The following is a 23,978-nucleotide window of genomic DNA, read 5'->3' on the forward strand; positions in this document are numbered from 1 at the left end:
AGGGGAACCCATTGTAAAATTCCGGTCACACATGCAAAAAGCGAATTGTTAGACTGGCCTGCATTCCAATCCGGAATTCATGCCATGGACTTCAAACAACTGCGCAGCTTCGTCGAAGTGGTGCGCCGCGGCGGTTTCACCCCGGCTGCACAGGTGCTGCACATCAGCCAGTCAGCGGTGAGCAAACAGGTCGCGCAACTGGAGCAGGACCTGGGCGTGATCCTGCTGGAACGCCACGCTTCGCGCCTGCACCTGACCGCCGCCGGCAAGGTCGTGCTGGAACGCGGCGAAGCCATCCTGCACATGGGCCAGGCCCTGCAGAACGAACTGGACGACCTCAGCCAACTGGCCCGCGGCGAACTGCGCCTGGGCCTGCCGCTACTGGGCAGCGACGCGCTGTTCGCCGGCCTGTTCGCCGAATACCGGCGACGCTATCCGAACATCACCGTGCACCTGCTCGAAGGCGGCAGCCGCTCCATCGAGCAATCGGTCTTGAGCGGCGAACTGGAGCTGGGCGGCAGCCTGACGCCGCAGGACGAAGCCTTCGACCATCAGCCCTTCTGCAACGAGCCACTGGACGCGCTGCTGCCGCTGGACCATCCGCTGGCCGGAAACGCCAGCGTGCACCTGGGGGAATTGGCAGACACGCCGTTTCTGCTCTATCAACGCAGCTTCGTCTTGAATGACCGGCTGCTCAGCGCCTGCCAGGCACTGGGCTTCACGCCGAAGGAAGGCGGGCGCAGCGGCCAGGCGGACTTTCTCGCCGCCCTGGTGGCCGCAGGCCAGGGTGTGGTGCTGCTGCCGCGGGTGGTGGCGCGGGCGCTGGAGCGGCCCGGCGTGGTGCGGCTGAGCCTGAGCGAACCGCAGGCGCTGCGCTGGGACATCGCCTTCATCTGGCGCCGCGGCGCCTACCTGTCGGCGGCGGCGCGGGCCTGGCTGCAACTGTTGCGGGAAAACCCGCCGGGCTGATCAGCCGCGCAGCCTGGCGGCGAACTCGGCCAGCCACGGCTCGGCGTCGGTTTCCGGGGTCACGGTTTCGCTGGCGTCCAGGCGCAGCATCGGCTGGACCTCCTCGACGCCCAGTTCGGCAAACAGTTCACGCAGTTGCTCGCCGCCGCCGCAGAAGGTATCGCCGTAGCTGGAATCACCCAGCGCCAGCACCGCGCCGGGTTTGCCGCGCCACGCGCCCGGCAGGCTGTCGCGGATCTCGCTGAACAGCGGCATCAGGCTGTCGGGCAGCTCACCCATGCCGGTGGTGGAGGTCACGGCCAGGAAGGCCTCGGGCTCGAAGGCCAGGATATCGGCAAGGGTGGCGCGGGCAGCGTGAAACGCCTCGAAACCCTCGGCCTTGAGCAGCGACTGGGCATGACGGGCGACTTCTTCGGCGGTGCCGTAGACCGAACCGGACAGGATGACGACTTTCATTGGCAGATTCCGTGGCTGAGCAAAAGCGTAGGATATTACCACCGCGAGCTGGCGAATGGCCCTTATCCCTCCGCCATCGATGCACTAGAATGGCCCATCGCCATTGCCCCACACCAGACTTGCCATGATCAACGCTACGTTGCTGCAACGCATGATCGACGCCTCCAGTGACGGCATCGTGGTCGCCGAACAGGAAGGCGACGACGACACCATCCTGATCTACGTGAACCCCGCGTTCGAGCGGCTCACCGGCTACGACGCCAACGACATCCTCTATCGCGACTGCCGTTTCCTTCAGGGCGAGGACCGCGACCAGGCGGCCCGCGCACTGATCCGCAAGGCACTGGAAAGCCGTCAGCCCTGCCGCGAAGTGCTGCGCAACTACCGCAAGGATGGCAGCGCGTTCTGGAACGAGCTGTCGATCACCCCGGTGTTCAACGAGGCCGACCAACTGACGTATTTCATCGGTATCCAGAAGGACGTCAGCCGCCAGGTAGATGCCGAGCGGCGCGTGGCTGAGCTGGAACAGCAACTGGCAGAAGCCCGGGAACGCATCCGTTGCCTGGAAAACGACCAGCGGTCTTAACAAAGGCACTTCTTCGTTGTCCATTCATCACCCCGGAAAATCGCAGCATTAATCCATCATGCAAGCCGATGCCCTTCTGACCCAGGCTGAGCTGGACTTTATCCAGAGCGTTCACCGCTCGCCCCAGCTCAACCGCGTGGACCCCAACTCCAGCCTGCGCCTCAATGGCCGCAGCGAAGTCCAGGCGTTGCTCACCCGACTGGTGGCCAACGAGCTGGTCACCGTGCAGGCGCAGCTCGAAAACCAGCAGATGAGTTTTCCGCTGCAACTGGTGGAGGACGAATTCCATGCCCTGCACCTGCAACTGGGGGCACCGAGCATCTATGAAGAAGGCGAGGTCGTACGGCCCTGGCGCTTGAGCCTGGACACGCCGGTAATGCTCGAAGACGAACTGGGCCTGAGCAGCGGCCTGAAAGTGCGGGAGATTTCCTTCAAGGGCGTCTTGCTGGAGCTGCCACAAGGCAAGAAAGCGCCGAAAACCTTCAACCTCTGGTTCAGCCCCGACGGCATCGCACCGATCGCCCTGCGTGGCACCCTGCAGCGCATCACCGCCGAGGGCATGGCGGCCTATCGCCTGAGCCAGAAGCAGCCCGAGGAGATCGAACGGCTGCGCCAGTACATCCTGCTGCAGCACCGCCGCGCCCACCCCGAGCTGCATTCGGGCTGAGCCGCCTCAACTGTCCAGGTGCCCGTCCAGGCACTGCTGCAGACGCCGGCGCATCAAGCGCCCTTCTCCACCGAGACAGACAATCTGCGAGCCCACCAGGCTGTCCTGGGCCAGCTCCGAGGCGTCGCCGGCGAACAGCAGCGGGCAGTCCAGGGCCAGCGCCAGCCGCGCCAGGCGTTTGGGCAGGTCGGCGCCCGGCGCGTGATTGGAAAACAACACCAGCGCATCCGGCGCCATGCGCTCGCACACCAGACTGAGTTCTTCCAGCGGTTGGCCAGGCGCCAGGACCGATACCTGCACCTCGCTGCTGCCGAGCAACAGCGCACAGACCAGCAGCTCCAGCACCCGCGCCTGCTCCGGCAGTGCCGCCACCACCACGCGGATCTCCTGCTGCTCCCGCGCCAGCAGCAGGCGCTGCCAGGCACGCCCGCGCAGGAACATATCGAGGAACAGCCACTCGCTGCTGCGGCCGAAACTATCCTGGGCGATGCGCAGTTCCTCCCACACCGGCATCAGGATGTCCTGGTAGACCGTGGTCAGGGGATAACTGGCGAAGACCTGCCCGTAGACCCGCTCCAGTTGCGCCTCGTCGAAGGCCTGCGCCGCCTGGCGCACGCGATTGCGCCAGGTCTGGTGCTCGCTGGTGCCGGGCGGGTCGGCCACGTCTGCAGGCTCGGCGTCGGCAGCACGGGTGCGGGCGAGGATCTTGCCGACCTTGCTCACGGCCACGCCGCGTTCGATCCAGCCGAGAATCTGCCGGACCTCTTCGACGTCAGCGTGGGAATACAGGCGATGCCCGCTTTCGGTGCGTGTGGGCTGGATCAGCCCATAACGGCGCTCCCAGGCCCGCAGCGTGACGGGGTTGATGCCCGTCAGACGCGAGACTTCACGGATGGGAAACAGCTGTTCGTGGTCCAGCCCGCCTTCGCCGTGTAATGCCGGAGTGGGATCGATCATCGCCGCCAGTGCCGCCTGCTGTGGGTAAATGCCGGCCATTCTAACCCGTTGCAACTGGTCTCGGCCAAAGGCCCATTGTGCGTTTCGTCACGCCGGCACTGACGAGTCACGCAAATTTCGGAATAATCCTTGCTTGATTTCGGAAGCAGCCCAACACCCCGGGCTGCCTTCCATGGTTGCGGCTACCCGCGGCGGCCATCCGACAGGAGATACACGATGTCTACCCATCCCGTCACATTGATGGTCGCCCGGCGCGTTGCCGAAGGCCACTACCAGGACATGATCGCCTGGCTCCACGAAGGCGAGCAGCTCGCCACCGACTTTCCCGGTTACCTTGGTTCCGGGGTGCTCGCACCGCCACCCGATGGCGACGAATTCCAGATCATCTTCCGCTTCGCCGATGAAAAGACCCTGCACGCCTGGGAATTCTCGGCCTCGCGCAGCGCCTGGCTGGCCCGCGGCAACGGCCTGTTCCAGCAACCTACCGAACAACGCGTCAGCGGTATCGAAGGCTGGTTCGGCAACAACGCCGCGCAGCGCCCGCCGCGCTGGAAACAGGCCGTCGCGATCTGGCTGGCGTTCTTTCCGGTGTCGCTGGCCTTCAACCTGCTGTTCGGCCACTGGCTGGCGGAACTGAGCCTGCTGCCGCGCATTCTGCTCAGCACTCTGGGGCTGACGCCGCTGATGGTCTACTTCTTCATTCCGCTGTCCACCCGCTGCCTGGCCGGCTGGCTCAATGCCCCGGCAAAACCCGCGCGCGTCGCCGCGCCCGAGGCGGGATCGCTGGAAAGCCGCTGACCGGCCGGGGGCGGTCAAGGCTCGCGAGTTCGGGTATGCTGGCACCCGACCCTGCGAACCTGAATAAAGTTGATCGTCCCCGCTTATGAACAGCCCAATCCTAGTTACCGGTGGCAGCCAGCGAGTCGGGCTGGCGCTGGCCACGCGACTGGCACAAGCCGGCCATACGGTCGTCAGCGCCAGCCGCAGCAAGAATCCGACCCCGGCGCATCCGAACATCGTCCAGTTCCAGGCCGACCTGTGCAGCGAACGGGACCGCAACGCCCTGATCGAGCACCTGCGCAGTGAATACGACGGCCTGCGGGCGATCATCCACAACGCCTCGTTGTGGCTCGATGACGACCTCGACAACCTCAACACCATGTTCAAGCTGCACGTCGAGGCGCCGTACCACCTGAACCTGGCCCTGGGCGAGCAACTGCTCAAGCTGGACAAGTCCGACATCATCCACATCTGCGACGAAACCTCGTCCCGCGGCAGCAAGAGCCATATCGGCTATGCCGCGACCAAGGCCGCGCTGCAGAACATGGTGCTGTCGTTCGCCGAGAAGTACGCGCCGAGCGTGCGGGTCAACGCCATCCTGCCGGGGCTGTTGATCCTCAAGGAAGGCGGCGACGAGCACTATCGCCAGCAAACCCTGAAGAAAGCCCTGCTGGAATTCGAACCCGGCGCCCAGCCGCTGATCGACGCGGTGCTGTTCCTGCTCGAAAGCCAGTACAGCACCGGCAGCAACGTGGTCATCAACGGTGGCCGCCACCTGAAGAACCGTATCGCCTGACAACGAGAAAGCCCATGAGCCCGCAAGAACAACTCGAACTCGAAGCCGCGGCGTTCCGTCGCCTAGTCGAGCACCTGCGCAACCGCACCGACGTGCAGAACATCGACCTGATGAACCTGTCCGGCTTCTGCCGCAACTGCCTGTCCAAGTGGTACAAGGCCGCTGCCGACGAACGCCAGATCGACGTCAGTCTGGATGACGCCCGCGAGGTGGTCTACGGCATGCCTTACGACCAGTGGAAAAGCCAATACCAGAAAGAAGCCAGCGCCGAGCAGCAAGCGGCGTTCGCCAAAGGAAAGAGCCATGACTGACCTGAACACCCTGCGCGCCAGCCTGAACAGCGGCGAACACCCCTTCGCCGACACCCTGGCGTTCGTCGCAGCGCATTACGACTACACCCAGACCGCCTTCGACAACGGCGGCGTGGCCAGTGCGGCCGGGCAGAACGAAGGCTCCTGCAAGACCCTCGGCCTGGCCCTGCTGGAAGGCCTGAGCGACCAGGAAGCCCTGCTGGCGTTCGGCGAGCACTACCGCTCGGTGCTGGCGACCCCTGAAGGCAGCGACCACGGCAATATCCGCGCGTTGATGGTCCATGGCCTGGCCGGTGTGAAGTTCGACGGTGAGCCGCTCAAGCGCAAGGCTTGAGAAAGTCCAGGTGGGAGCGGCTTCAGCCGCGATTGGCCGCGCAGCGGCCATAAAGCCTGAATCCCCGGTACTCCAGAGAAATCGCGGATTCAGGGTTTACGACGGCTACGCCGCCGATCGCGGCTAAAGCCGCTCCTACGGAGAGAGAGTCGAGCTACAAGATGTTGCATATAGGTCGGAAACTTCACCGATTTCCGGCTTTCTTGTAGGCAATTTCCCAAGCATACTTCTGCGCCTTACCAACCGTTGCGCTATGGGCAATCGCTGCCTAGGCTTCGCCGGTCGTTGCACATCAACGATCGGCTTTGACAGGCCGCGTCATGGTTCGCCGGTTGCTATGGCAGCTGTGCGTGTGGGCGCCCGCGGGCGCGCCGGTTTTCCTATGACCCGGTCTGTCAACCCGCGCACAGTTGCCACCCTTCGGTTTGACAGCCGCAGGTGGTGACTCCAGTTCTCATAGGAGTTACACCATGAAAAAGCTCGTCCCCGATCCACCGCCTGTCCTCAGTGTTCGTGCCGGCCTCACCCATGACGAGGCGATCCGCAATGCTGCCGAACACCTCAACCTTGCGCTCAAGACTGTCCAGGCCCTGCCCGAGCAGACAACGGCCAGGCACAAGGCCTTGCTCAGCGACACGCTCATCAACCTGCAGATCAGCCGCGCCATGCTGAAGGTCGCCCTGGCGCCTTCAGTGGTGCCTACACCGGTGTAAACAGGCGCCAGCCGGTAGTTTTCCAGCGCTCTTGAGATCGAGCGCCGCCCGCGCGGCGCATCGCCGGCAACGCCGGCTCCCACATTTGTTGCAACGCGCCATGGCCTGTGGGATTTGAGTTGCCCGCCTTTGGCGCTTGGCGATCCATTGCGGGGAAGCTGTTTGGCTCGACTCGGTATCGTGTCGTACCAACAAGGCGATCAACCATGGCCTCACAGACATAGGTACGTTGCAACAAATGTGGGAGCCGGCGTTGCCGGCGATGCGCCGTGCGGACGGCGCTCGATCTCGAGGGCGCTGAAGATCTACCGACCTGCACCTGCCAGCCACAACCCACTTCCCCGACAAGCGCAGGAATCAAATCGTATCCTCCCTGCGCGGCGTCTGCTGATCCCAGGTCGGCGCGGGCCATTCGAACGCCCGCTCGATATCGAAACGCAAGCTGGCATCGCGCAAGCCGAGGATCACCACTACCAACAGCAGCAACGCCATCCCCCCATCGACCAGACTCCAGCGCGGTACCTCGATGCTGCGCCCACGGCTGCACCACCAGGCCTGACCGGCACAGAACGTACCGATGGCGAACACCCAGAGGTAGTAGCCAACACCAAAGCCGGTGACATCGTGGAAGTTGTAGCTCTGGTTGTCGGGAAGGCGCTCGATGCCATGGCTGGCCAGCGCCAGGTACAGCGACCAGAGCCCCAGCAGCAGCGAAAACCAGCGCAACCGCCGGCGCACCAGCAAGGCCAGGCCGAACAACGGATTGGCGAACCAGCCGAACAATCCGAAGACGATGCCCCACGGGCCTTGCAGCAACATCAGCAAGGCCGGCACGGCGGTGCCGCCGGAAAGCTGCACGGCATCGAAACAGAGGGCCAGGAGGTAGAACAGGAGGCTGACAGAAAGGTAGAAACGCGCCATGCAGCGACCCCAAGGGAAATGAGCCCGCAACATAGCGCGCTTTGGGGCTGCGACGCAGCCCCAAATCGACATCAGAAGCCCAGGCTGAAGCTCACGGTCACCGCGTGGTCGCGGTTCTCGCTGGCCAGTTGGCCCGAGTAGCCCAGACCCAGTTTGCCGGCCTTGCCGACGCTCAGGTCCAGACCCGCTTCGACCACGGCCGCATCACGGGCAATCGGTACGCCGGTATTGCTGAAGCTGGCGCCGCCGTCGATGAAGCGCAGGTCCGCATCCGGCTTGGTATCACCGAAGGCATGCCGCCAGCCGATGCTGCCGCGTGGCGTCAGGGTGCTGCCGTTGCTCAGCTCGAAGGCCTTGCCGACGCGCAGGCCGACGGTGGAGAAGGTCACGTCCTGCTTGGACTCGGCCTCCAGCCGCCCTGCCCCGCCTTTCTCGCGGGCCTTGTCGCTGTCGTAGTTGACGTAGGCCAGGCCCGCGAACGGTTCCAGCGCCACGCCACCGGCCTCGACGGTGTACGCCACTTCACCGAACACCTGGGCGCTGCGTGCCTTGTAGCTGGCTTTGAGGCGGTCGTTGTAGCTGCCCGCTTCGACGTAGCGCTTGCTGTCGATGTCGTGCCAGGTGTAGCCGGCGCCGAGACGTGCGGCGAAGGCGTCCATCTGGTAGTTCAGGTAGGTGGCCAGGTGGTAGCTGTCTACCGAGGCGTCCTGGCCTTTGCCTTTGGCGTTGATGCTGCTGTTGGTGTAGCCGGCGGCGATACCCAGGCGCCAGGCGTCGTTGAGGTTGTTGTCGAAGCCCATCAGGAAACCGGACAGGTCGCGGTCGATGTTGGCGGCGTTATGGCCACCGTCGAAATCACCCCAGCCGCCCACGGCACGGATCCAGCCCACACCCTCGCCGCTGCAACCTTGACCGGTGGTCTGCTGGTTGCTGCTCGGCGCCAGGGTACGACGCGGGTCCTGCTCGCCGCTGCAACCGGCCTGGCGCATACGGTCGTTGACCGCGTCGCGGATGTAGCGCGAGTCCTCGATCAGCACGCTGGCGGTGCTGGCGTGGATCTCGCCGGACAGGCTGTCGAAGGCTTTCACGGCTGTCGCACGGTCGGCGCTGATGATGGCGCTGCGCAGGCTGGCCGGCGCAGCGGCGCTGTCCAGGGCGGTGGCGACGGCACGCTGGTTGGAGGTCTGCGCGACGCTAGCGAAGCTCACGTCGTTGCGGGCCACCGCCAGGGTGACGTTGTTGGCGCCGTAGGCCAGGTCGGTGTCGAGGAACAGCAGGCTCGACAGGTTGTTGCTGGCGAAGGTGCCGGTCACGCCACCGGTGGCCGAGACCAGGGTGTAGGTGGTGTCGCCGGTGTAGTCGCCCAGGCCCAGCACCTGCAGGCTGCCGCCCAGGTTGGCGGTGCCGCCGACACTGAGGTAGTTGGTCAGGGTCGGGGTGACGGTGACCACCAGGGTGCCGTCGCTGGCGTTGCTGAAGTTGCCCGCCACGCTCAGGTTGCTGCCGCCATTGCCGGTCGCCACGATGCCGTGGTTGTCCAGCGAACCGACGCTGCCGGTACCGGTCAGGCCGGCACCATTGGCGACGGTGACCTGGGCACCGAGGACGGTGCCTGGGTTGGCCGCGTTGCCGACGGTGAGCGTGCCCTGGTTGACCGCGAAGGCACCGTTGAACGGCTGGCTGCCAACGATCAGCAGATCGCCTGCACCCTGCTTGGTGATGCTGCCAGCGCCGGCCAGAATGCCAGCGAATTGCCCGCTGGTGCTCTGGTCGAACACCAGGCTGGCGTTGTTGGTGATGTTGCCTTGCAAGCTGGTGGTATTGCCCATCAGCGTACCACCACTGACGGTGGTGCCGCCGGTGTAGGTGTTGGCGCCGGTGAGGTACAGGGTGCCGGCATCCAGTTTCTCGATGCCGCCAGTGCCCACCAGTGGCGCCGAGATGACCGCCGTACCGGTGCCGACGCGGACCGCTGCGAGGTCGCCGCCGGCCGAGTTGACCGCCTGCAGGGCACCGCCGGTGCCGGCCTGCACGGTGTAGCCATCGGTGAGGAACTGCAGACCGGTGAAGGACTGCTGGCCGGCCACGGTGACAGTGCCGGAGTCACCGCCGAACACCGCGAAGGTGTCGTTCCAGGCATTGCTGCTGGTGCCGGCGGTGTTGGTCCAGTTGGTGGTGCCGCTGGCCCAGGTGCCGGTACCGCCGCTGACGGTGCCGTCGCCGGTGGTTTTGCTGCCGTTCCAGAACAGCAGGTCGCTGCCCACTACCAGGTTGATCTGGTTGGCGATGGCAGTCTGCAGGGTCAGGTCCGCCAGCGTGGTACCGGCTGGCAGGGTGCCGTAGGCCAGGCCGTTGTCGGTGACGCTGCCGCCGTAGGTGAACAGCTGGTACACGCCTTGGCCGAAGCCGCCGGCATTGCTGATGTTCAGCGTGCCGTCCAGCACCAGGTTGCCCGCGACCGAAACCACGGTGGTGGAGCCGCCCGGCGCGCCGAGGGCGAAGTTCAGGTTGCTGCCCGAGGACAGGTTCAGGTTGCCCACGCTCAGCGGTGCGGTTGCGGTGCCGGCGTTCAGGCTGGCGCCATCGGCGATGGTCACGGTGCCGCTGTAGGTACCGCTGCCACCGAGGCTGGCGCCGCTGGCGACCTGCACGTTGGCGCTGGCCAGGGTGCCGTTGTTGACCAGGCTGCCGGCGCTGACCAGGGTGTTGCCGGTGAAGCCGCTGTTGCCGGTGAGCAGCAGTTGGCCGGTACCGGACTTGGTCAGCGTGCCCGCGCCGGTCAGGTTGCCGCTGTAGGTGCCGTCGGCGTTCTGCGCGAAGGTCAGCGCGCCGTTGTTGAGGATCGCCCCCTGCAGGCTGGTGGTATCACCGGTCACGCTGCCCGCGTTGATGGTGGTACCGCCGCTGTAGTTGTTGGCACCGCTCAGCAGCAGCGAACCATTGCCGTTCTTGACCAGGCTGCCGGTGCCGCTGATGACACCACTCAGGGTGGTGTCCTGGTTGCCGGCCAGGGTCAGTTGCGAGGTCAGGTTGAGCGCGTTGGCCAGTTGCAGGGCACCGGTGCTGTCCAGCAGCGAAGCGCCAGTCACGCTGACGGTGCCGCTGCTCAGGGCGGCGTTGTTGCCCAGGGTTACGCTGCCGCCGTTGAGCACGGTACCGCCGGTGTAAGTGTTGACGCCGCTCAGGGTCAGGTTGGCGCTGCCGTTCTTGGTCAGGCTGCCAGCGCCGCTGACCACGCCATTGAGGGTCAGGGCATTGCTGCCGCCGATGCTCAGGCCACCGTTGAGCACGGTGTTGTTGGCCAGGGTGACGGCGGTGTTGCTGTCCAGGGTGGTGCCGGCTGCTGCGGTCAGGTCGCCCGTGCCCAGGGCAGCGTTGTTGCCTACCACAAGGGTGCCGCGGTTGAGGGCGGTGCCGCCGGTGTAGCCGTTGGCGCCGTTGAGTACCAGGGTGCCACCGTCCTCCTTGGTCAGGGTTCCGGCACCGTTGATCGCTACGCCCAGGGTCCCGGTGACACCGGGATCGACCCGCAGGGTGTTGCTGCCGGCGCTCAGTACCAACTCACCGCCGATGCCACTGTTGAGGGTGTAGCCGTTATCCATGAACTGCAGGCCGGTGATGGCGTGCGAGCCGTTGACGGTGATGGTGCCGCCAGTGCCCTGGAACACGGCGAAGGTGCTATTCCAGGCCTGGTTGATGCTTCCGTCGGTGTTGGTCCAGTTGGTGTTGGTGCTGTCCCAGACACCGAAGCCACCGTCCACGGAACCGTTGCCCGAGGTCTGGTTACCGTCCCAGAACAAGGTGGTGTCCGAACCGCCGACCACCAGGTTGATCTGGTTGCTGACCGAAGTCTGCAGCACTACGTTGGCGGGATCGACAGTACCTGGCAGGGTGTTGATGGCCAGGCCATTGTTGACCAGGTTGCCGGCGTAGTAGGCCAGGCGATAGACACCGCGGCTGAAACCGCCACCGTCGGTGATATTGAGGTTGCCGTCCAGGGTCAGGTCGCCGGCCACGCTCAGCAGCGACGAACTGCCGACCAGGGGTGCGCCCAGGGCCGCGTTGACGTTGGAACCGCTGTCGAGCACCAGCGAACCGACGTTGAGCGTGTTGCCGCTCTGCAGGTTCAGGTTGCCGTCGGTAGCCACGGTGACCGCGCCGGCGAGGTCGCCGGTACCGCCCAGGCCGGTGTTGGCACCGACGCTGACGGTATTGCTGGCCAGGCTGCCATCGACCACCAGGTTGCCGCCGCTGACGGTGGTCGTGCCGGTGATGCTGTTGGTGCCGGTCAGGGTCAGGGTGTCGGTGCCGACCTTGTTCAGGCTACCGGTTCCGCTCAGGGCACCGGCGAAGGTGCCACCGCCCACCGCCAGGGTGACGCCGCTATCGACTTCCACGCCGCCACTGCCTTGCAGGCTGGTCAGGCTCAGGTTGCCGCCCAGGTCGAGGTTGGCGCCGCTGCTGACGTTGAGCTGGGCAGGGTTGCCCAAGGCACCGCTGCTGGTGGTGCGCAGGGTACCGGCCAGAACGTTGAAGATACCGGTGAAGGTGTTGTTGCCCCCCAGGGTCAGGGTCGCCAGACCGTTCTTGTCCAGGGTGCCGACGCCGCTGAGTACGCCATTCAGGGTCAGGTCGTTGGTGCCGGCGACCGACAGGGTGCCGCTGATATCGACATCGTTGCCCAGGACCATGGCGCTGGTGTTGTTCAGCTGCGAGTTGCTGGTGACGCGCAACTGGCCAGTACCGAGTGCCGAGCCATTGCCCAGGGTCAGGTTGCCGCTGTTCAGGGTCAGGCCGCCGAAGTTGTTGATCCCGTTCAGGGTCAGGTTGCCGAGGCCGTTCTTCAGCAGGCGAGCGGTGCCACCCACGACGCCATTGAGGGTCAGGTCGTAGGTGCCGTCGAGGGTCAGGTCGGACCCCAGTTGCACATTGTTGGCCAAGGCCATCGCGCTGCTGGTATCCAGCTGGGATGCACCGGTCACCGACAGGGTGCCGCTGCCCAGCGCTGCGCTGTTGCCCAGGCGCAGCTGGCCCGCCTTCAGGTTCACGCCGCCGGTGAAGGCATTGACGGCGTTCAGGTTCAGGGTGCTGATGCCGTCCTTGGTCAGGCTGCCGACACCATTGACCGGGCCGTTCAGGGTCAGGTCGTTGGTACCGACCAGCAGCAGGTTGCCCGCCAGGTTCAGGGTGTTGCCCAGGGTCACTGCGCCTTGCGTATCGAGCGAGGTGCCATTGGCGGCGGTCAGGGCGCCAGCGCCCAGGGAGGCATCGGTACCCAGGATCAGGCGGCCGGCATTGAGCCCGAGGCCGCCCTGGAAGGTGTTGTTGTTACCCAGGGTCAGGAAGCCGTTGCCGTTCTTGACCAGGCTGCCAGTGCCGCTGACCTCGCCGTTGAGGGTCAGGTCGTTGTTGCCGGCCAGGGTCAGCGCGCCGGTCACGGCGACGTCGTTGCCGATCATCACCGCCTGGTTGCTGTCCAGGGTGGTGCCGGCCGCAGTGGTCAGGGCACCTGAGCCCAGGGCGCTGTCATTGCCGAGCACCAGGGTACCGCCGTTCAGCGCGGTGCCGCCGGTGTAGGTGTTGGCGCCGTTGAGCACCAGGGTGCCGACATCCAGTTTGGTCAGGGTGCCAGTGCCTTCGAGCGGCAGGTCCAGGGTGGCGGTGACGCCATTGTCGACCCGCACGGCGAAGTAGGTGCCGTTACGGTTGCTGATGTTCAGCGAGCCGTTGGTACCGGCGACCAGCTGGTAGCCGTCGGTCATGAACTGCATGCCGTTGACGTTCTGCTGGCCATCCACGGTGACGGTGCCGGTGGCGCCCTGGAATACCGCGAACTGGCCCTGCCAGTCGAGGTTGGTGAAGCCGTCGTAGTAGGCCCAGTTGGCGGTGGTGGCGTCCCACACGCCACTGCCGCCTTCGATCAGACCGTTGCTGGTGGTGTCGACACCGTCCCAGAACTGGATGACCAGGTTCTGGGAGCCCAACAGCAGGCCGACCTCGTTGGCGGTGCCGGTGAGCAGGGTCACTTCGCTGAGATCGACACCGGTCGGCAGGTCGCCGAAGGTGACACCGTTGTCGGTCAGGCTGCCGCCGTAGCTGAACAGCTTGTAGACACCGTTGCCCAGGCCACCGAAGTCGGCAATGTTGAAGGTACCGGCCATGGTCAGGGCGCTGGCCACGTGGAACAGTTCAGTCCCGCCGGTGAGCGGCGAGCCCAGGTTGAAGTCGACGGAGCTGTTCTGCGAGAGCACCAGGGTGTTGAAACTCAGGGTCTGGCCGCTGTACCCCGCCAGGGTGGCGCCATCGGCGATGGTGGTGGTGCCGTTGATGCTGCCGCTACCGGTCAGGGTCGCACCGCCATCGACATTCAGGCCACCGCTGCCATTGAGAGCACCGGTGACTTTCAGGGTACCCGCGCTGACGGTGTTGAGCCCGGTGTTGTCGCTGGTGCCGAGAAGTTCCAGCACGCCGGTGCCGACTTTGTTCAAGCCGCCGCTCTGGGTCACCGTACCTGCGAACACGCTGTCGAGGTTGTTGCCGCCGACGCTCACATCACCGTTGGTGATGCGCATGACGCCCTGGCCGGTCAGGCTGCCGATATTGATGTTGCCGTCGATGGTCAGCCCGGCGCCTGCGGCCAGGCTGGCGGACCTCAGGTCACCCAGGGCATTGGGGAAGGCCCCGGTGACGTAACCGGCCAGTACATCGATGTCGCCACTGAAGTTGCCGGTAGACAGCAGCAGCACTTCGTCGCTGCCGGTCTTGGTCAGGGTCCCGCTGCCATTGAGCGCACCCATGAACATGAGCTCGGCAGGAGTATCCAGGGTCATGTTGCCGTCGACCACGAAGGTGTTGTAGAGGGTGCGAGACTGGGTGTTGCGCACCGTGGTCGCGGTGTTGCCGGCGTTGGCAACCACCGTACCGGTCCCGAAGGCGCTGTCGTTGCCGGCCACCACGACACCGCCGTTGAGGGTGGTGCCGCCGTTGTAGGTGTTGGCGCCAGTCAGGGTCAGGGTGCCGGTGCCGGTCTTGACCAGGCTGCCGTTGCCGCTGACGACACTGTTCAGGGTCAGGTTGTTGGCCCCACCGATCGTCAGGCTGCTGTCGGTCTGGATGCCGTTGCTCAGAGCCACGCCGTTGTTTGCCGCCACCAGGCTGGACGAGCCGGAGACGGTCAGGTTGCCGCTGCCCAGCGAGCCGTTCTGGCCGACGGCCAGGGTGCCGGCATTGAGCACGGTGCCACCGCTGTAGTTGTTGCTGCCGTTCAGGGTCAGGGTGCCCGCGCCGTTCTTGACCAGGCTGCCGCCCGCGCCGTTCAGGGTGCCGTTCAGGGTCAGGTCGTTAGTGCCGCCGATGGTCAGCGCAGCCAGCACGCTGAAGTTGTTGGCCAGGGTCACAGCGGTGGAGCTGTCCAGACCAGCGACACCGGTGGTGATGTTGCCGGTACCGAAGGCGGTGTTGCTGCCCACGGTGGTGGTGCCGCCGAGCAGGAAGGTGTTGCCGGTGTAGGTGTTGTTGCCGGTCAGCAACAGGTTGCCGGTGCCGGTCTTGGCCAGGTTGCCGGTGCCGTCGATCACACCGTTGAGCGCCAGGCTCTGGGCGCCGTTCAGGGTCAGGCTGCCGAGCAGGTGCACGGCGTTGTTCAGGTTGGCAGCGACGGTGTTGTTGAAGATACCGCCCGCTGCAGTCAGGGCGCCGCTGCCCAGGCCGGTGGCAGAGGCCAGGACCAGGGTGCCGGCATTCAGGCGTACGCCGCCGCTGAAGGTGTTGTTGCCACCCAGGGTCAGCTCGGCCAGGCCGCTCTTGAGCAGGCTGCCGGTACCGGTGATGTTGCCATTCACGGCCAGTTGGTTGCCGCCGCTGAAGGTCAGGGTGTTCGCACCCAGGGCGATGGCGTTGGCAATGGCGATGCCGCTGTTGTTGGCCGCGTCGAGGAAGGTGCTCGCCCCGGTGATGTTCAGGGCGCCGCTGCCCAGCGCGTTGTTGTTGCCGAGCAGCAAGGTGCCGTCGGCCAGGGTGGTGCCGCCGCCGTGGCTGTTGGAGCCATTGACGATCAGGGTACCCGCGCCGGTTTTCCGCAGGGCGCCGGTACCGGCCAGGCTGCCATTGAGGGTGATGTCGTTGCTGCCGTCGAGGGTCAGCAGCGCACCGAGGTTGATGGCGTTGGCCAGGCTGAAGGTGCTGGTGCCAGCCAGGGTCGAGGCAGCGCCGACATTCAGGGCGCCGGTGCCGATGGCGGCATCGTTGCCGACGGTCAGGGTGCCGCCGTTCAGGTTGGTCGGCCCAGTGTAGGTGTTGACGCCGAGCAGGGTCAGGTTGCCCGTCCCGTTCTTGGTCAGGCCGCCCGCACCACCGACCAGGCCGGACAGGGTCAGGTCGGCGTTGCCGATGAGGTTCAGGTTGCCGCCGAGGTTGAACGCATTGCCCAGCGAGGTGGTGCCCAGCGTGCCAAGGGTCACGCCGTCGGCGGTATTCAGGGCGCCTGCACCCAGTGCCGTGTTGCTGCCGACTACCAGGGTACCGCCGTTCAGGGTGGTATTGCCGGTGTTGCCGTTGTTGCCGGTCAGGGTCAGGACACCGGCGCCGTTCTTGGTCAGACCGCCAGCGCCATCGAGGATACCGCTGAGGGTCAGGTTGTTGCTGCCGACGATGTTCAGGCCGCCGAGCAGGGTAATGCCGTTGGCCAGGTTGAGTGCTGTGCTGCTGTCGAGCGCGGTGGCGTCGGCAGCGGTCAGGTGGCTGGTGCCCAGTGCCGCGTTGTTGCCGACCACCAGGGTGCCGCCGGCCAGGGTGGTCGCGCCCTGGTAGGTATTGGCAGCGTTGAGGGTGAGCGTGCCGGTGCCGACCTTGTTCAGGCCGCCGGTACCGGCGACCAGGCCGTTCAGGGTCAGGCTGGTAGTGCCTGGCAGGGTCAGGTCGGCACCGAGGTTGACGGTATTGCCAAGAGCGACGGCGCCGCTGTTGTTCAGGCTGGAAGCGCCGGTAACGTTCAGCGCGCCGCTACCCAGTGCCGCGCCGCTGGCGACGGTCAGGCTGCCGGCTGCCAGGGTGGTGCCGCCGGCGTAGGTGTTGAGGCCGCCCAGGGTCAGGTTGCCCGCGCCGTTCTTGACCAGGCCGCCGGCACCGCTGATCACGCCGCCCAGGGCCAGGTCGCTGGTACCCAGCAGGGTCAGGCTGTTGGCCAGGTCGACGGCGTTGGCCAGCGACAATGCTGGCGTGTTGTCGAGGGTGATGCCCGCGCCCGCCACATGCAGGGTGCCGCTACCCAGGGCGGTGTTGTTGCCCAGGACCAGCGCGCCCGCCTTGACGGTGGTGCCGCCGGTGTAGGCATTGGCGCCGTTCAGGGTCAGGCTGCTGGCGCCGTTCTTGACCAGGCTGCCGCCGCCGGTGATCAGGCCGTTCAGGGTCAGGGCATTGCTGCCGGTCAGGTTGAGGGCGCCGAAGGTGCCGATGTTGTTGGCCAGGGTGACGGCCGTGTTGTTGTCCAGGGTGGTGTTGGCCGCAGTCACCAGGGTGCCGTTGCCCAGCGCCGAGCTGTTGCCGAGCACCAAGGTGCCGCCATTGAGCACGGTGCCACCGGTGTAGCTGTTGGCGCCGTTGAGCACCAGGGTGCCGGCGTCCACCTTGTTCAGCACACCACTGCCGGTCAGGCCGACATTAAGGGTCGCGGTGGCATTCGGATCGACGCGCAGGGTCGCGGTGCCGTTGCCGTTGTTGACCAGTTGCAGGGCGCCGGGGCCATCGAGCACATAGCCGTCGACGGTGAACTGCAGGCCGGTGATGACCTGGGTGCCATTGACGCTGACAGTGCCAGCCGGGGTCTGGAACACGGCGAAGTTGCTGCTCCAGTCACGGTTGCCGGTGCCGTTGACCGTGGTCCAGTTGGTGGTGGCCGCATCCCAGGTGCCGCTGCCGCCCTGGATCACGCCATCGCTGACGGTGCTGGAGCCGTCCCAGAACAGCACGCTGCCATTGGCGCCACCGACCAGCAGGTTGACCTGCGCGCCAATAGCGGTTTGCAGTTGCAGGTCGCTCGCCTGGACACCGCCTGGCAGCGTACCGAAGACCAGTCCGTTATCGGTGAGCGTGCCGGTGTAGTCGATCAGCCGGTAGATACCGGCGCCGAAGCCGCCGATATCGCTGACGTTCAGATTGCCGTCGAGGGTCAGGTTGCCGCCCACGGCGAGCAGTGCGTTGCCGCCGGTGGACGGCGAGCCGAGGCCGACGTCGAGGTTCGAGTTGCCGTTGAGGGTCAGCGCGCCGGTGCTGAGTTTCGCGCCGCTGTTCAGTGCCAGGTGGGCGCCGTCGGCAATGTTCACCGGGCCGGCGATGGAGCCGCTGCCGGTCAGGGTCGCGCCGGTATTGACCTGCACCTGGCCGCCGGCCAGGGCGCCACTGATACTCAGCGTGCCGCCGTTGACCTGGGTGTTGCCGGTGTAGGTGTTGATGCCCGCCAGTTCCAGGCTGCCGCTGCCGGTCTTGACCAGGCTGCCGTTGCCGGAGATCACGCCGCTGAACAGGCTGCCGAGGTTGCTGCCACCGATGCTCAGGCTGGTGTTGTTGCCCAGGGCGACCGAACCGCCGCCGCTCAGGCCGCCGATGGCGGAACTGGCGCCGAGGTTGAGCAGCGCGCCGGTGGCGACGTTGACGCCCGAGGTGCTGCCCAGGGAGCCGGTGTTCAGGGTGGTCAGGCTGCCGGAAAGAATGTCCACCGCACCGGTGAAGGTGTTGGCGCCGGAGAGAATCAGGTCGGCTGCGCCGGTCTTGACCAGGCCACCGGCACCGCTGAGCACGCCACCGAGGTTGAGCGCGTTGTTGCCGGCCACCGTCAGGTCGGCGCCGAGGGCGATGGCATTGCCCAAGGCAAAGGCCGCGCTGTTGTCCAGGGTCGCCGCGCCGGTGACGCTCAGGGCACCGTTGCCCAGGGCACTGCCATTGCCGACGGTCAGGGTGCCACCCGCCAGCGTGGTACCACCGGCATAGGTGTTGACGCCGTTCAGGGTCAGGTTGCCCGCACCGCTCTTGACCAGGCCGGCAGCGCCATCGATGACGCCGTTGAGGGTCAGGTCGCTATGGCCGGTGAGGTTCAGGTTGGCGCCAAGGGTAATGGCGTTGACCAGGGCGAACGGCGAGTTGGTGTTCAGGTTCGAGGCGCCGGTGACGGTCAGGCGACCGCTGCTGATGGCGCCGGCATTGCCGAGGGTCAGGGTACCCGCGCTGAGGGTGGTACCGCCGGTGTAGGTGTTGACCCCGCTGAGGGTCAGGTTGCCCAGGCCGTTGGAGGTCAGGCTGCCGGCACCGCTGATCACGCCGCTGAGGGTCTGGTCGGCCGTGCCGCCCGTGCTCAGGGCACCGTTGAGGATGATGTTGTTGCCCAGGTTGATCGTGGTGTTGCTGTCGAGGGTGCCTGGGCCGGTCACGGTCACGACGCCGCTGCCCAGGGCCAGGCTGTTGCCGAGCACCAGGGTGCCGCCGGCCAGGGTGGTGCCGCCGGTGTAGGTGTTGGCGCTGTTCAGGGTGACGGTCGAAGTGCCTTGCTTGGTCAGGCCGCCAGCACCGGTGACCAGGCCGTTGAGGGACAGGTCGGCGCTGCCGCCCAGGACCAGGCCACCGTTCAGGTTGATCAGGTTGTTGAGGCTTGCGGCGGTGGCCGCCTGGAGAATCGCGTTGCCACTGGCATTCAGCGCGCCCAGGCCGAGGGCGCTGTTGCTGCCCACGCTCAGGGTGCCGCCGCTGAGGTTGACCGGGCCGGCGAAGGTGTTGTTGCCGGACAGGGTCAGCTTGGCGCTGCCGGTCTTGGTCAGGCCACCGGCGCCAGCGATATCGCCGGTCAGGGCCAGGTCGCTGCTGCCGAGCACGTTGACATTGCCAGTGAGTGTCACGGCGTTGGCCAGGCTCACCGCCTTGTTGGCATCCAGTGCAGCGCCGGCGCCCGCAGTCAGGGTGCCGCTGCCGAACGCAGTGTCGGAACCGGCCACCAGGGTGCCAGCGGACAGGAGGGTGCCACCGCTGTAGGTGTTGGCGCCGTTCAGGGTAACGGTACCGGTACCGGCCTTGGTCAGGCCGCCGACACCGTCGATTACACCGTTGATGGTCAGGTTGGCACTGCCCGGCAGGATCAGGCCGGCATTCAGGTGCACGGCGTTGGCGAGGATCTGCGCGCCCGTGGTGGTCAGGCTGGCGGCACCGCCGACGGTCAGGTCGCCGGTGCTGATGGCGGTGGCGCTGCCGATATTCAGGGTGCCAGCGTTGAGTGTGGTGCCGCCGGTGTAGGTATTGACGCCGGACAGGCTCAGGGTGGCGTTGCCGGTCTTGACCAGGCTGCCGGTGCTCTGACCGTTGGTGATCGCCCCGGTCAGGCTGAGATTCCCGGTACCACCGAGGGACAGCGCGCCATTGGCGACAATCGCGTTGGCCAGGGTGACTGCACTGGCGGCATCGAGCGCGGTGCCGTCTGCGGCAGTCACAATGCCCGAACCCAGTGCACTGGAGTTGCCGACCACGATGCGGCCGGCGTTCAGCGCGATAGCGCCGGAGAATCCGCTGTTGGTGCCGCCGAGCAGCAGGTTGCCCGCGCCTTCCTTGGTCAGTTTGCCGCTGCCGGTGATGGCGCCGCTCAGGCCCAGGTTGTTGCTGCCGCCGATGGTCAGGTCGCTGTTGAGGGCAATCTGGTTGGCGAGGATGGCCGATGCGCTGCTGTCGAGCACCGAAACGCCAGCAACGGTCAGGGTGCCGATGCCCAGGGCGGTGTTGCTGCCCACCACCAGGCCGCCGGCATTGAGCACGACACCACCCTGGAAGGTGTTGGCGCCACTCAGGCTCAGGGCGCCGTTGCCATTCTTGGTCAGGCGGCCGGTGCCAGTGACCAGGCCGCTGAGGCCGAGGTCGGCACTGCCGCCGATGCCGAGGTTACCGGCCAGGTTGACCTGGTTGGCCACGGAGACGGCGGTGCTGGCGTCCAGCACGGTGCCGCCGGCAGCATTCAGCACACTGGTGCCGAGGGCGACGTTGCTGCCCAGAACCAGGGTGCCGGCGTTGAGGTTGGTCAGCCCGGAGTAGCTGCTGGCGTTGCCGCTCAGGGTCAGGGCACTGGTGCCGTTCTTGTTCAGGCCACCGGCGCCGCTGATGTTGCCGGTCAGGGTCAGGGCGTTGTTGCCGGCCACGTTCAGCTGGCCGATCACGCTCACGGCATTGCCGACCGTCATGGCACTGGCGGTGTCGAGGGTTGCGCCTGCGGCAGTGCTCAAGGTACCGGTGCCGAGCGCGCTGGCGTTGCCCAGCAGCAGGGTGCCCGCGCCAAGCGTGGTACCGCCACCGTAGGAATTGATTCCGTTGAGGGTCAGGGTGCCGCTGCCGGTCTTTTCCAGGCTGCCGGCGCCATCGATCACGCCACCGAGGGTCAAGGCATTGCCGCCGACCGGCAGGGTCAGGACCGAATTCAGATGGATCTTGTTGGCCAGTGCCAGCGGCACGGTACCCGCCAAGGTCGATGCGCCACCAACGGTGATATCGCCGTCACCGATGGCGCCGGCATTGGTCAGGGCCAGGACGCCGCCGAGCAGCGTGGTGCTGGCATAGGTGTTGACGCCGGACAGGGTCAGGTTGCTCGCGCCGACCTTCACCAGGGAGCCGGTACCGCTGATCAGGCCGCTCAGGGTCAGGTTGCCGGTGCCGCCGACGTTGACTGCGCCATTGAGGGTGATGCCATTGCCAAGGTTCAGCGAGGTGTTCGAGTCCAGGGTGGCGCCAGCGGAGGCAATCAGGTTGCCCTGCCCCAGCGCGTTGGCGTTGCCGAGGACCAGGCGACCGGCATTGAGCTGGGTATCGCCGGTGTAGGTGTTGTTGCCGTTGAGGATCAGGTCGGCGGTGCCGTTCTTGATCAGGCCGGCGCCGGCAACGCCGCTGATGACACCGTTCAGGCCCAGGGCCGAAGTGCCACCGATGATCAGGTTGTCGCCAAGGTTGACCGCGTTGTTCACGCTTACAGCGGTGTTGGCATCCAGGGTGGTGTTGGCAGCCGTGGCAAGGGTCCCGTTGCCCAGTGCACGTTCGCTGCCCAGGACCAGGGTACCGGCGTTGAGCAATACACCATTCTGGAACAGGTTGTCGCCGCCGAGGGTCAGGGTGGCCGAGCCATTCTTGGTCAGGCTGCCGTTGATGCCGGTAATCTGGCCGTTGAGGGCCAGGTCATTGCTGCCGGCGATGTTCAGGTTGCCGAGCAGGACCACATTGGTGCTGACGCTGCGCGCAGCGTCGGCGTCCAGCGTGGTGTTGGCGCCAGCCTGCAGGCTGCCGAACCCTAGCGCACCATTGTTGCCAACGATCAGCTTGCCGGTCGCCAGTGAAAGGACCCCGGAAAAGGTGTTGGCACCCGTCAGGGTCAGGTCGCCGGCGCCATTCTTGATGATCGCGCCGCTGCCGCTGAGCACACCGGTGAGGGTGCTGGCCGCGGTGTTGGTGAGCGTCAGGACACGGGTGCCCACGTTGATGGCGTTGCCGACGGTGAGGCCATCGGCCAGCAGGCTGGAGTTGGAGGTCACAGTCAGCTGGCCGGCGCCCAGCGCGGTGTTGTTGGTCAGCACCAGGGTGCCGCCGCCGAGGGTCGAGTTGCCGGTGAAGTCGTTGGCGCCGCTGAGGGTCAGGGTGTTGGCGCCACTCTTGGTCAGACCGCCGGTGCCGGAGATCTTGCCCGCCAGGGTCAGGTTGCTGCTGCCGCTCAGGGTCAGGTTGCCGTTGAGCTGGACCAGATTGGTCAGGGTCTGGGCAGTGGAGGTGTCCAGCGCGCCGGTACCGCTGACACCCGCGGTGATGGTGCCCGCGCCGGCAGCACCGGCATTCGCGAGGATCAGCTTGCCGGCGTTGATGTTCAAGCCGCCGCCGAAGTTGTTGGCGCCGCTGAGCGTCAGGTCAGCACTACCCGTCTTGGTCAGCGAGCCGGTGCCATTGATCGCACCGCTCAGGTTCAGGGCCGAGGCACTGTTGACGGTCAGGTTGGCGCCGTTGACGTTGATGGCATTGGCCAAGGTCATCGCCGAGGTGGTGGTCAGGGTACTGGCGCCAGTCACACTCAGCAGGTTGGTGCTGGCACCAAGGGCGGAAGCGTTGCCCAACGCCAGGGTACCGGCGCTCAGGGTGGTGCCGCTGGTCAGGGTGTTGACCCCGTTGAGGGTCAGGGTGCCGGTACCCGTCTTGATCAGAGTGCCGCTGCCACTCAGGACGCCGTTGAGCGTCAGGCCCAGGTCACTGGTGGCCGTCAGGTTGCCCACCAGGTTCAGGTCGCTGTTGACGGTCGAGTTGGTACCGCTGGCGTTGCCCAGGCCACCGCCGTTGACGTTGACCGAGGAAGCCCCCTGCAATGCGTTGGAGTCAACCCGCAACAGGCCGCCGTTCAGGTTGACGCTCGGGCTGGTGGTGCCGGTCTTGAACAACTGGTTGGTCAGCGTCCAGGTACCGCTGCTGACCACCAGGTTGTTGAAGTTGACGTATTGGGTACCGTTGAGGGTGCCGGAACCATTGGTGCCGGAGCCGCCACCGATGGCATTCATCAGGTTCAGGGTGTTGCCGTTGTTGAGGGTACCGCCATTGACGATACCGGCCGGCACGTAGGCGATGCCCAGGCCGCCGAGTACGCCGAGGTCAATGCCCCCCCCTGCCCCGCCGCTGACCAGGGACCCGGTGATGGCATTGAAGGTGTTGGCGCCGGAGCCCGCGCCCAGGTTGATACTGCCGGTTACCGTACCGACGTTGGTGAAGACGTTGCCCAGGGTGGAGGCCTGCATCGCCACACGCCCTGTGATGATCCCGCCCGCGTTGTTGGTCAGCACGTTCCTCGCACCACCGCGCAACGCGATCACCGCGATGTCCTCGGGGAGGATCGCCGCACTCAGCAGCGGCGTGCCACTGATGACGCCGGTGTTGTTGACGGTCGTGGTACCGCCCGCGCCGTTCTGCACCACCAGGCCGACACCACCCAGGTTGAGCAGGTTGGCCCCGAGCAGGGTCGAGGTGCCCATGATCTGGCCGCTGGCAAGGTTGTTCACGGTTACCGTACTGCCAGCGTTGTTGCTGATATTGAGACCGGACGCCAGGGACACCAGGCCCGGCAGCAGCGACGGGTCGATACGCCCGGCGTTGTTCACCGTGATGCCGGTACCGGTAAGGGATACCGAGTTGACCGCATCGACCACCCCCGGATAGATCTGCGCGCCGTTCTGCACGTTGACCGTGAGGTTGCTGGTGGAACTGACCAGGCCGATGGTCACACCGGTGCAGGACACGGTCGAACCGACCGTTGTGCACAGCGCTTGCACCTGGGGACTGAAGAAGCCGGAAACCATGCCGGCTGCCGCCATGCTGATGGCGAGAGGCAAAGGGGCAAAACGGGCGGTAAAGGCTTTCTTGGCGGTTCTTCTGTCCACGAGCGTCTCCTTCGTGGATCAAGCAAATCCGTCTTTGAATGCGTGCTGGCGCTGGCGCCATCCCCCTCAG

12 protein-coding genes are annotated in these 23,978 nt (G+C 66.0%); 8 read left to right on the plus strand and 4 right to left on the minus strand.

The genetic code is table 11. The features are described 5' to 3' along the window. The first annotated feature begins 84 nt into the window (after nt 1-84). Nucleotides 85-969 carry a LysR substrate-binding domain-containing protein gene (locus tag AC05QJ_RS27070; RefSeq protein ID WP_476744291.1) on the plus strand — a complete coding sequence of 295 codons (885 nt, stop codon included), beginning with the start codon at nt 85-87 and terminating at the stop codon, nt 967-969. Here the strand turns inward: AC05QJ_RS27070 and AC05QJ_RS27075 are convergent, their stop codons facing one another. Then, entirely contained in the window at nt 970-1,425 is a 456-nt protein-coding gene (locus tag AC05QJ_RS27075; protein ID WP_476744292.1) for a flavodoxin, read from the minus strand. A 124-nt stretch (nt 1,426-1,549) separates the two neighbouring features. Here AC05QJ_RS27075 and AC05QJ_RS27080 point away from each other — a divergent pair, with 124 nt between their 5' ends. Together AC05QJ_RS27080 and AC05QJ_RS27085 are read left to right on the plus strand one after the other, a co-directional pair. Further along, entirely contained in the window at nt 1,550-2,011 is a 462-nt protein-coding gene (locus AC05QJ_RS27080; RefSeq protein ID WP_476744293.1) for a PAS domain-containing protein, read from the plus strand. A gap of 58 nt (nt 2,012-2,069) precedes the next feature. Continuing rightward, nucleotides 2,070-2,678, plus strand: coding sequence for a hypothetical protein (locus tag AC05QJ_RS27085; RefSeq protein WP_476744294.1), 609 nt, complete (start codon nt 2,070-2,072; stop codon nt 2,676-2,678). A gap of 6 nt (nt 2,679-2,684) precedes the next feature. Here AC05QJ_RS27085 and AC05QJ_RS27090 read toward each other — a convergent pair whose 3' ends face one another. Next, nucleotides 2,685-3,635: a MerR family transcriptional regulator gene (locus AC05QJ_RS27090; RefSeq protein ID WP_476748019.1), complete on the minus strand. Its 951-nt coding sequence runs from the start codon at nt 3,633-3,635 to the stop codon at nt 2,685-2,687. Nucleotides 3,636-3,851: 216 nt separating this feature from the next. Here AC05QJ_RS27090 and AC05QJ_RS27095 point away from each other — a divergent pair, with 216 nt between their 5' ends. From AC05QJ_RS27095 to AC05QJ_RS27115, 5 genes are all read left to right on the plus strand, one after another. After that, nucleotides 3,852-4,433 (plus strand): antibiotic biosynthesis monooxygenase, encoded by a 582-nt coding sequence (locus AC05QJ_RS27095; protein WP_476744295.1) that lies wholly within the window; start codon nt 3,852-3,854, stop codon nt 4,431-4,433. A gap of 85 nt (nt 4,434-4,518) precedes the next feature. Then, nucleotides 4,519-5,211 (plus strand): dihydromonapterin reductase, encoded by a 693-nt coding sequence (folM, locus tag AC05QJ_RS27100; RefSeq protein ID WP_476744296.1) that lies wholly within the window; start codon nt 4,519-4,521, stop codon nt 5,209-5,211. A gap of 14 nt (nt 5,212-5,225) precedes the next feature. After that, nucleotides 5,226-5,522, plus strand: coding sequence for a DUF1244 domain-containing protein (locus tag AC05QJ_RS27105; protein ID WP_476744297.1), 297 nt, complete (start codon nt 5,226-5,228; stop codon nt 5,520-5,522). Further along, entirely contained in the window at nt 5,515-5,856 is a 342-nt protein-coding gene (locus tag AC05QJ_RS27110; protein WP_476744298.1) for a HopJ type III effector protein, read from the plus strand. Before AC05QJ_RS27105 ends, AC05QJ_RS27110 begins: the two co-directional genes overlap by 8 nt. A gap of 470 nt (nt 5,857-6,326) precedes the next feature. Next, nucleotides 6,327-6,569 (plus strand): hypothetical protein, encoded by a 243-nt coding sequence (locus tag AC05QJ_RS27115; RefSeq protein WP_476744299.1) that lies wholly within the window; start codon nt 6,327-6,329, stop codon nt 6,567-6,569. Between the two features lie 357 nt (nt 6,570-6,926). On the opposite strand, the gene AC05QJ_RS27120 is transcribed toward AC05QJ_RS27115, so the two are convergent. Continuing rightward, the gene (locus tag AC05QJ_RS27120; RefSeq protein ID WP_476744300.1) at nt 6,927-7,490 is read right to left on the minus strand and encodes a hypothetical protein; all 564 of its coding nucleotides are present in this window, start codon (nt 7,488-7,490) and stop codon (nt 6,927-6,929) included. A gap of 71 nt (nt 7,491-7,561) precedes the next feature. Continuing rightward, nucleotides 7,562-23,827 (minus strand): autotransporter-associated beta strand repeat-containing protein, encoded by a 16,266-nt coding sequence (locus tag AC05QJ_RS27125; protein WP_476748020.1) that lies wholly within the window; start codon nt 23,825-23,827, stop codon nt 7,562-7,564. Nucleotides 23,828-23,978: the final 151 nt, after the last annotated feature.

It is taken from the genome of Pseudomonas sp. TUM25319, assembly GCF_056388475.1.

Coding starts and splice junctions, on each gene's coding strand:
- AC05QJ_RS27070 (WP_476744291.1), top strand. CDS start 85: ATGGACTTCAAACAACTGCGCAGCTTCGTCGAAGTGGTGCGCCGCGGC.
- AC05QJ_RS27075 (WP_476744292.1), bottom strand. CDS start 1,425: ATGAAAGTCGTCATCCTGTCCGGTTCGGTCTACGGCACCGCCGAAGAA.
- AC05QJ_RS27080 (WP_476744293.1), top strand. CDS start 1,550: ATGATCAACGCTACGTTGCTGCAACGCATGATCGACGCCTCCAGTGAC.
- AC05QJ_RS27085 (WP_476744294.1), top strand. CDS start 2,070: ATGCAAGCCGATGCCCTTCTGACCCAGGCTGAGCTGGACTTTATCCAG.
- AC05QJ_RS27090 (WP_476748019.1), bottom strand. CDS start 3,635: ATGATCGATCCCACTCCGGCATTACACGGCGAAGGCGGGCTGGACCAC.
- AC05QJ_RS27095 (WP_476744295.1), top strand. CDS start 3,852: ATGTCTACCCATCCCGTCACATTGATGGTCGCCCGGCGCGTTGCCGAA.
- folM (WP_476744296.1), top strand. CDS start 4,519: ATGAACAGCCCAATCCTAGTTACCGGTGGCAGCCAGCGAGTCGGGCTG.
- AC05QJ_RS27105 (WP_476744297.1), top strand. CDS start 5,226: ATGAGCCCGCAAGAACAACTCGAACTCGAAGCCGCGGCGTTCCGTCGC.
- AC05QJ_RS27110 (WP_476744298.1), top strand. CDS start 5,515: ATGACTGACCTGAACACCCTGCGCGCCAGCCTGAACAGCGGCGAACAC.
- AC05QJ_RS27115 (WP_476744299.1), top strand. CDS start 6,327: ATGAAAAAGCTCGTCCCCGATCCACCGCCTGTCCTCAGTGTTCGTGCC.
- AC05QJ_RS27120 (WP_476744300.1), bottom strand. CDS start 7,490: ATGGCGCGTTTCTACCTTTCTGTCAGCCTCCTGTTCTACCTCCTGGCC.
- AC05QJ_RS27125 (WP_476748020.1), bottom strand. CDS start 23,827: ATGGTTTCCGGCTTCTTCAGTCCCCAGGTGCAAGCGCTGTGCACAACG.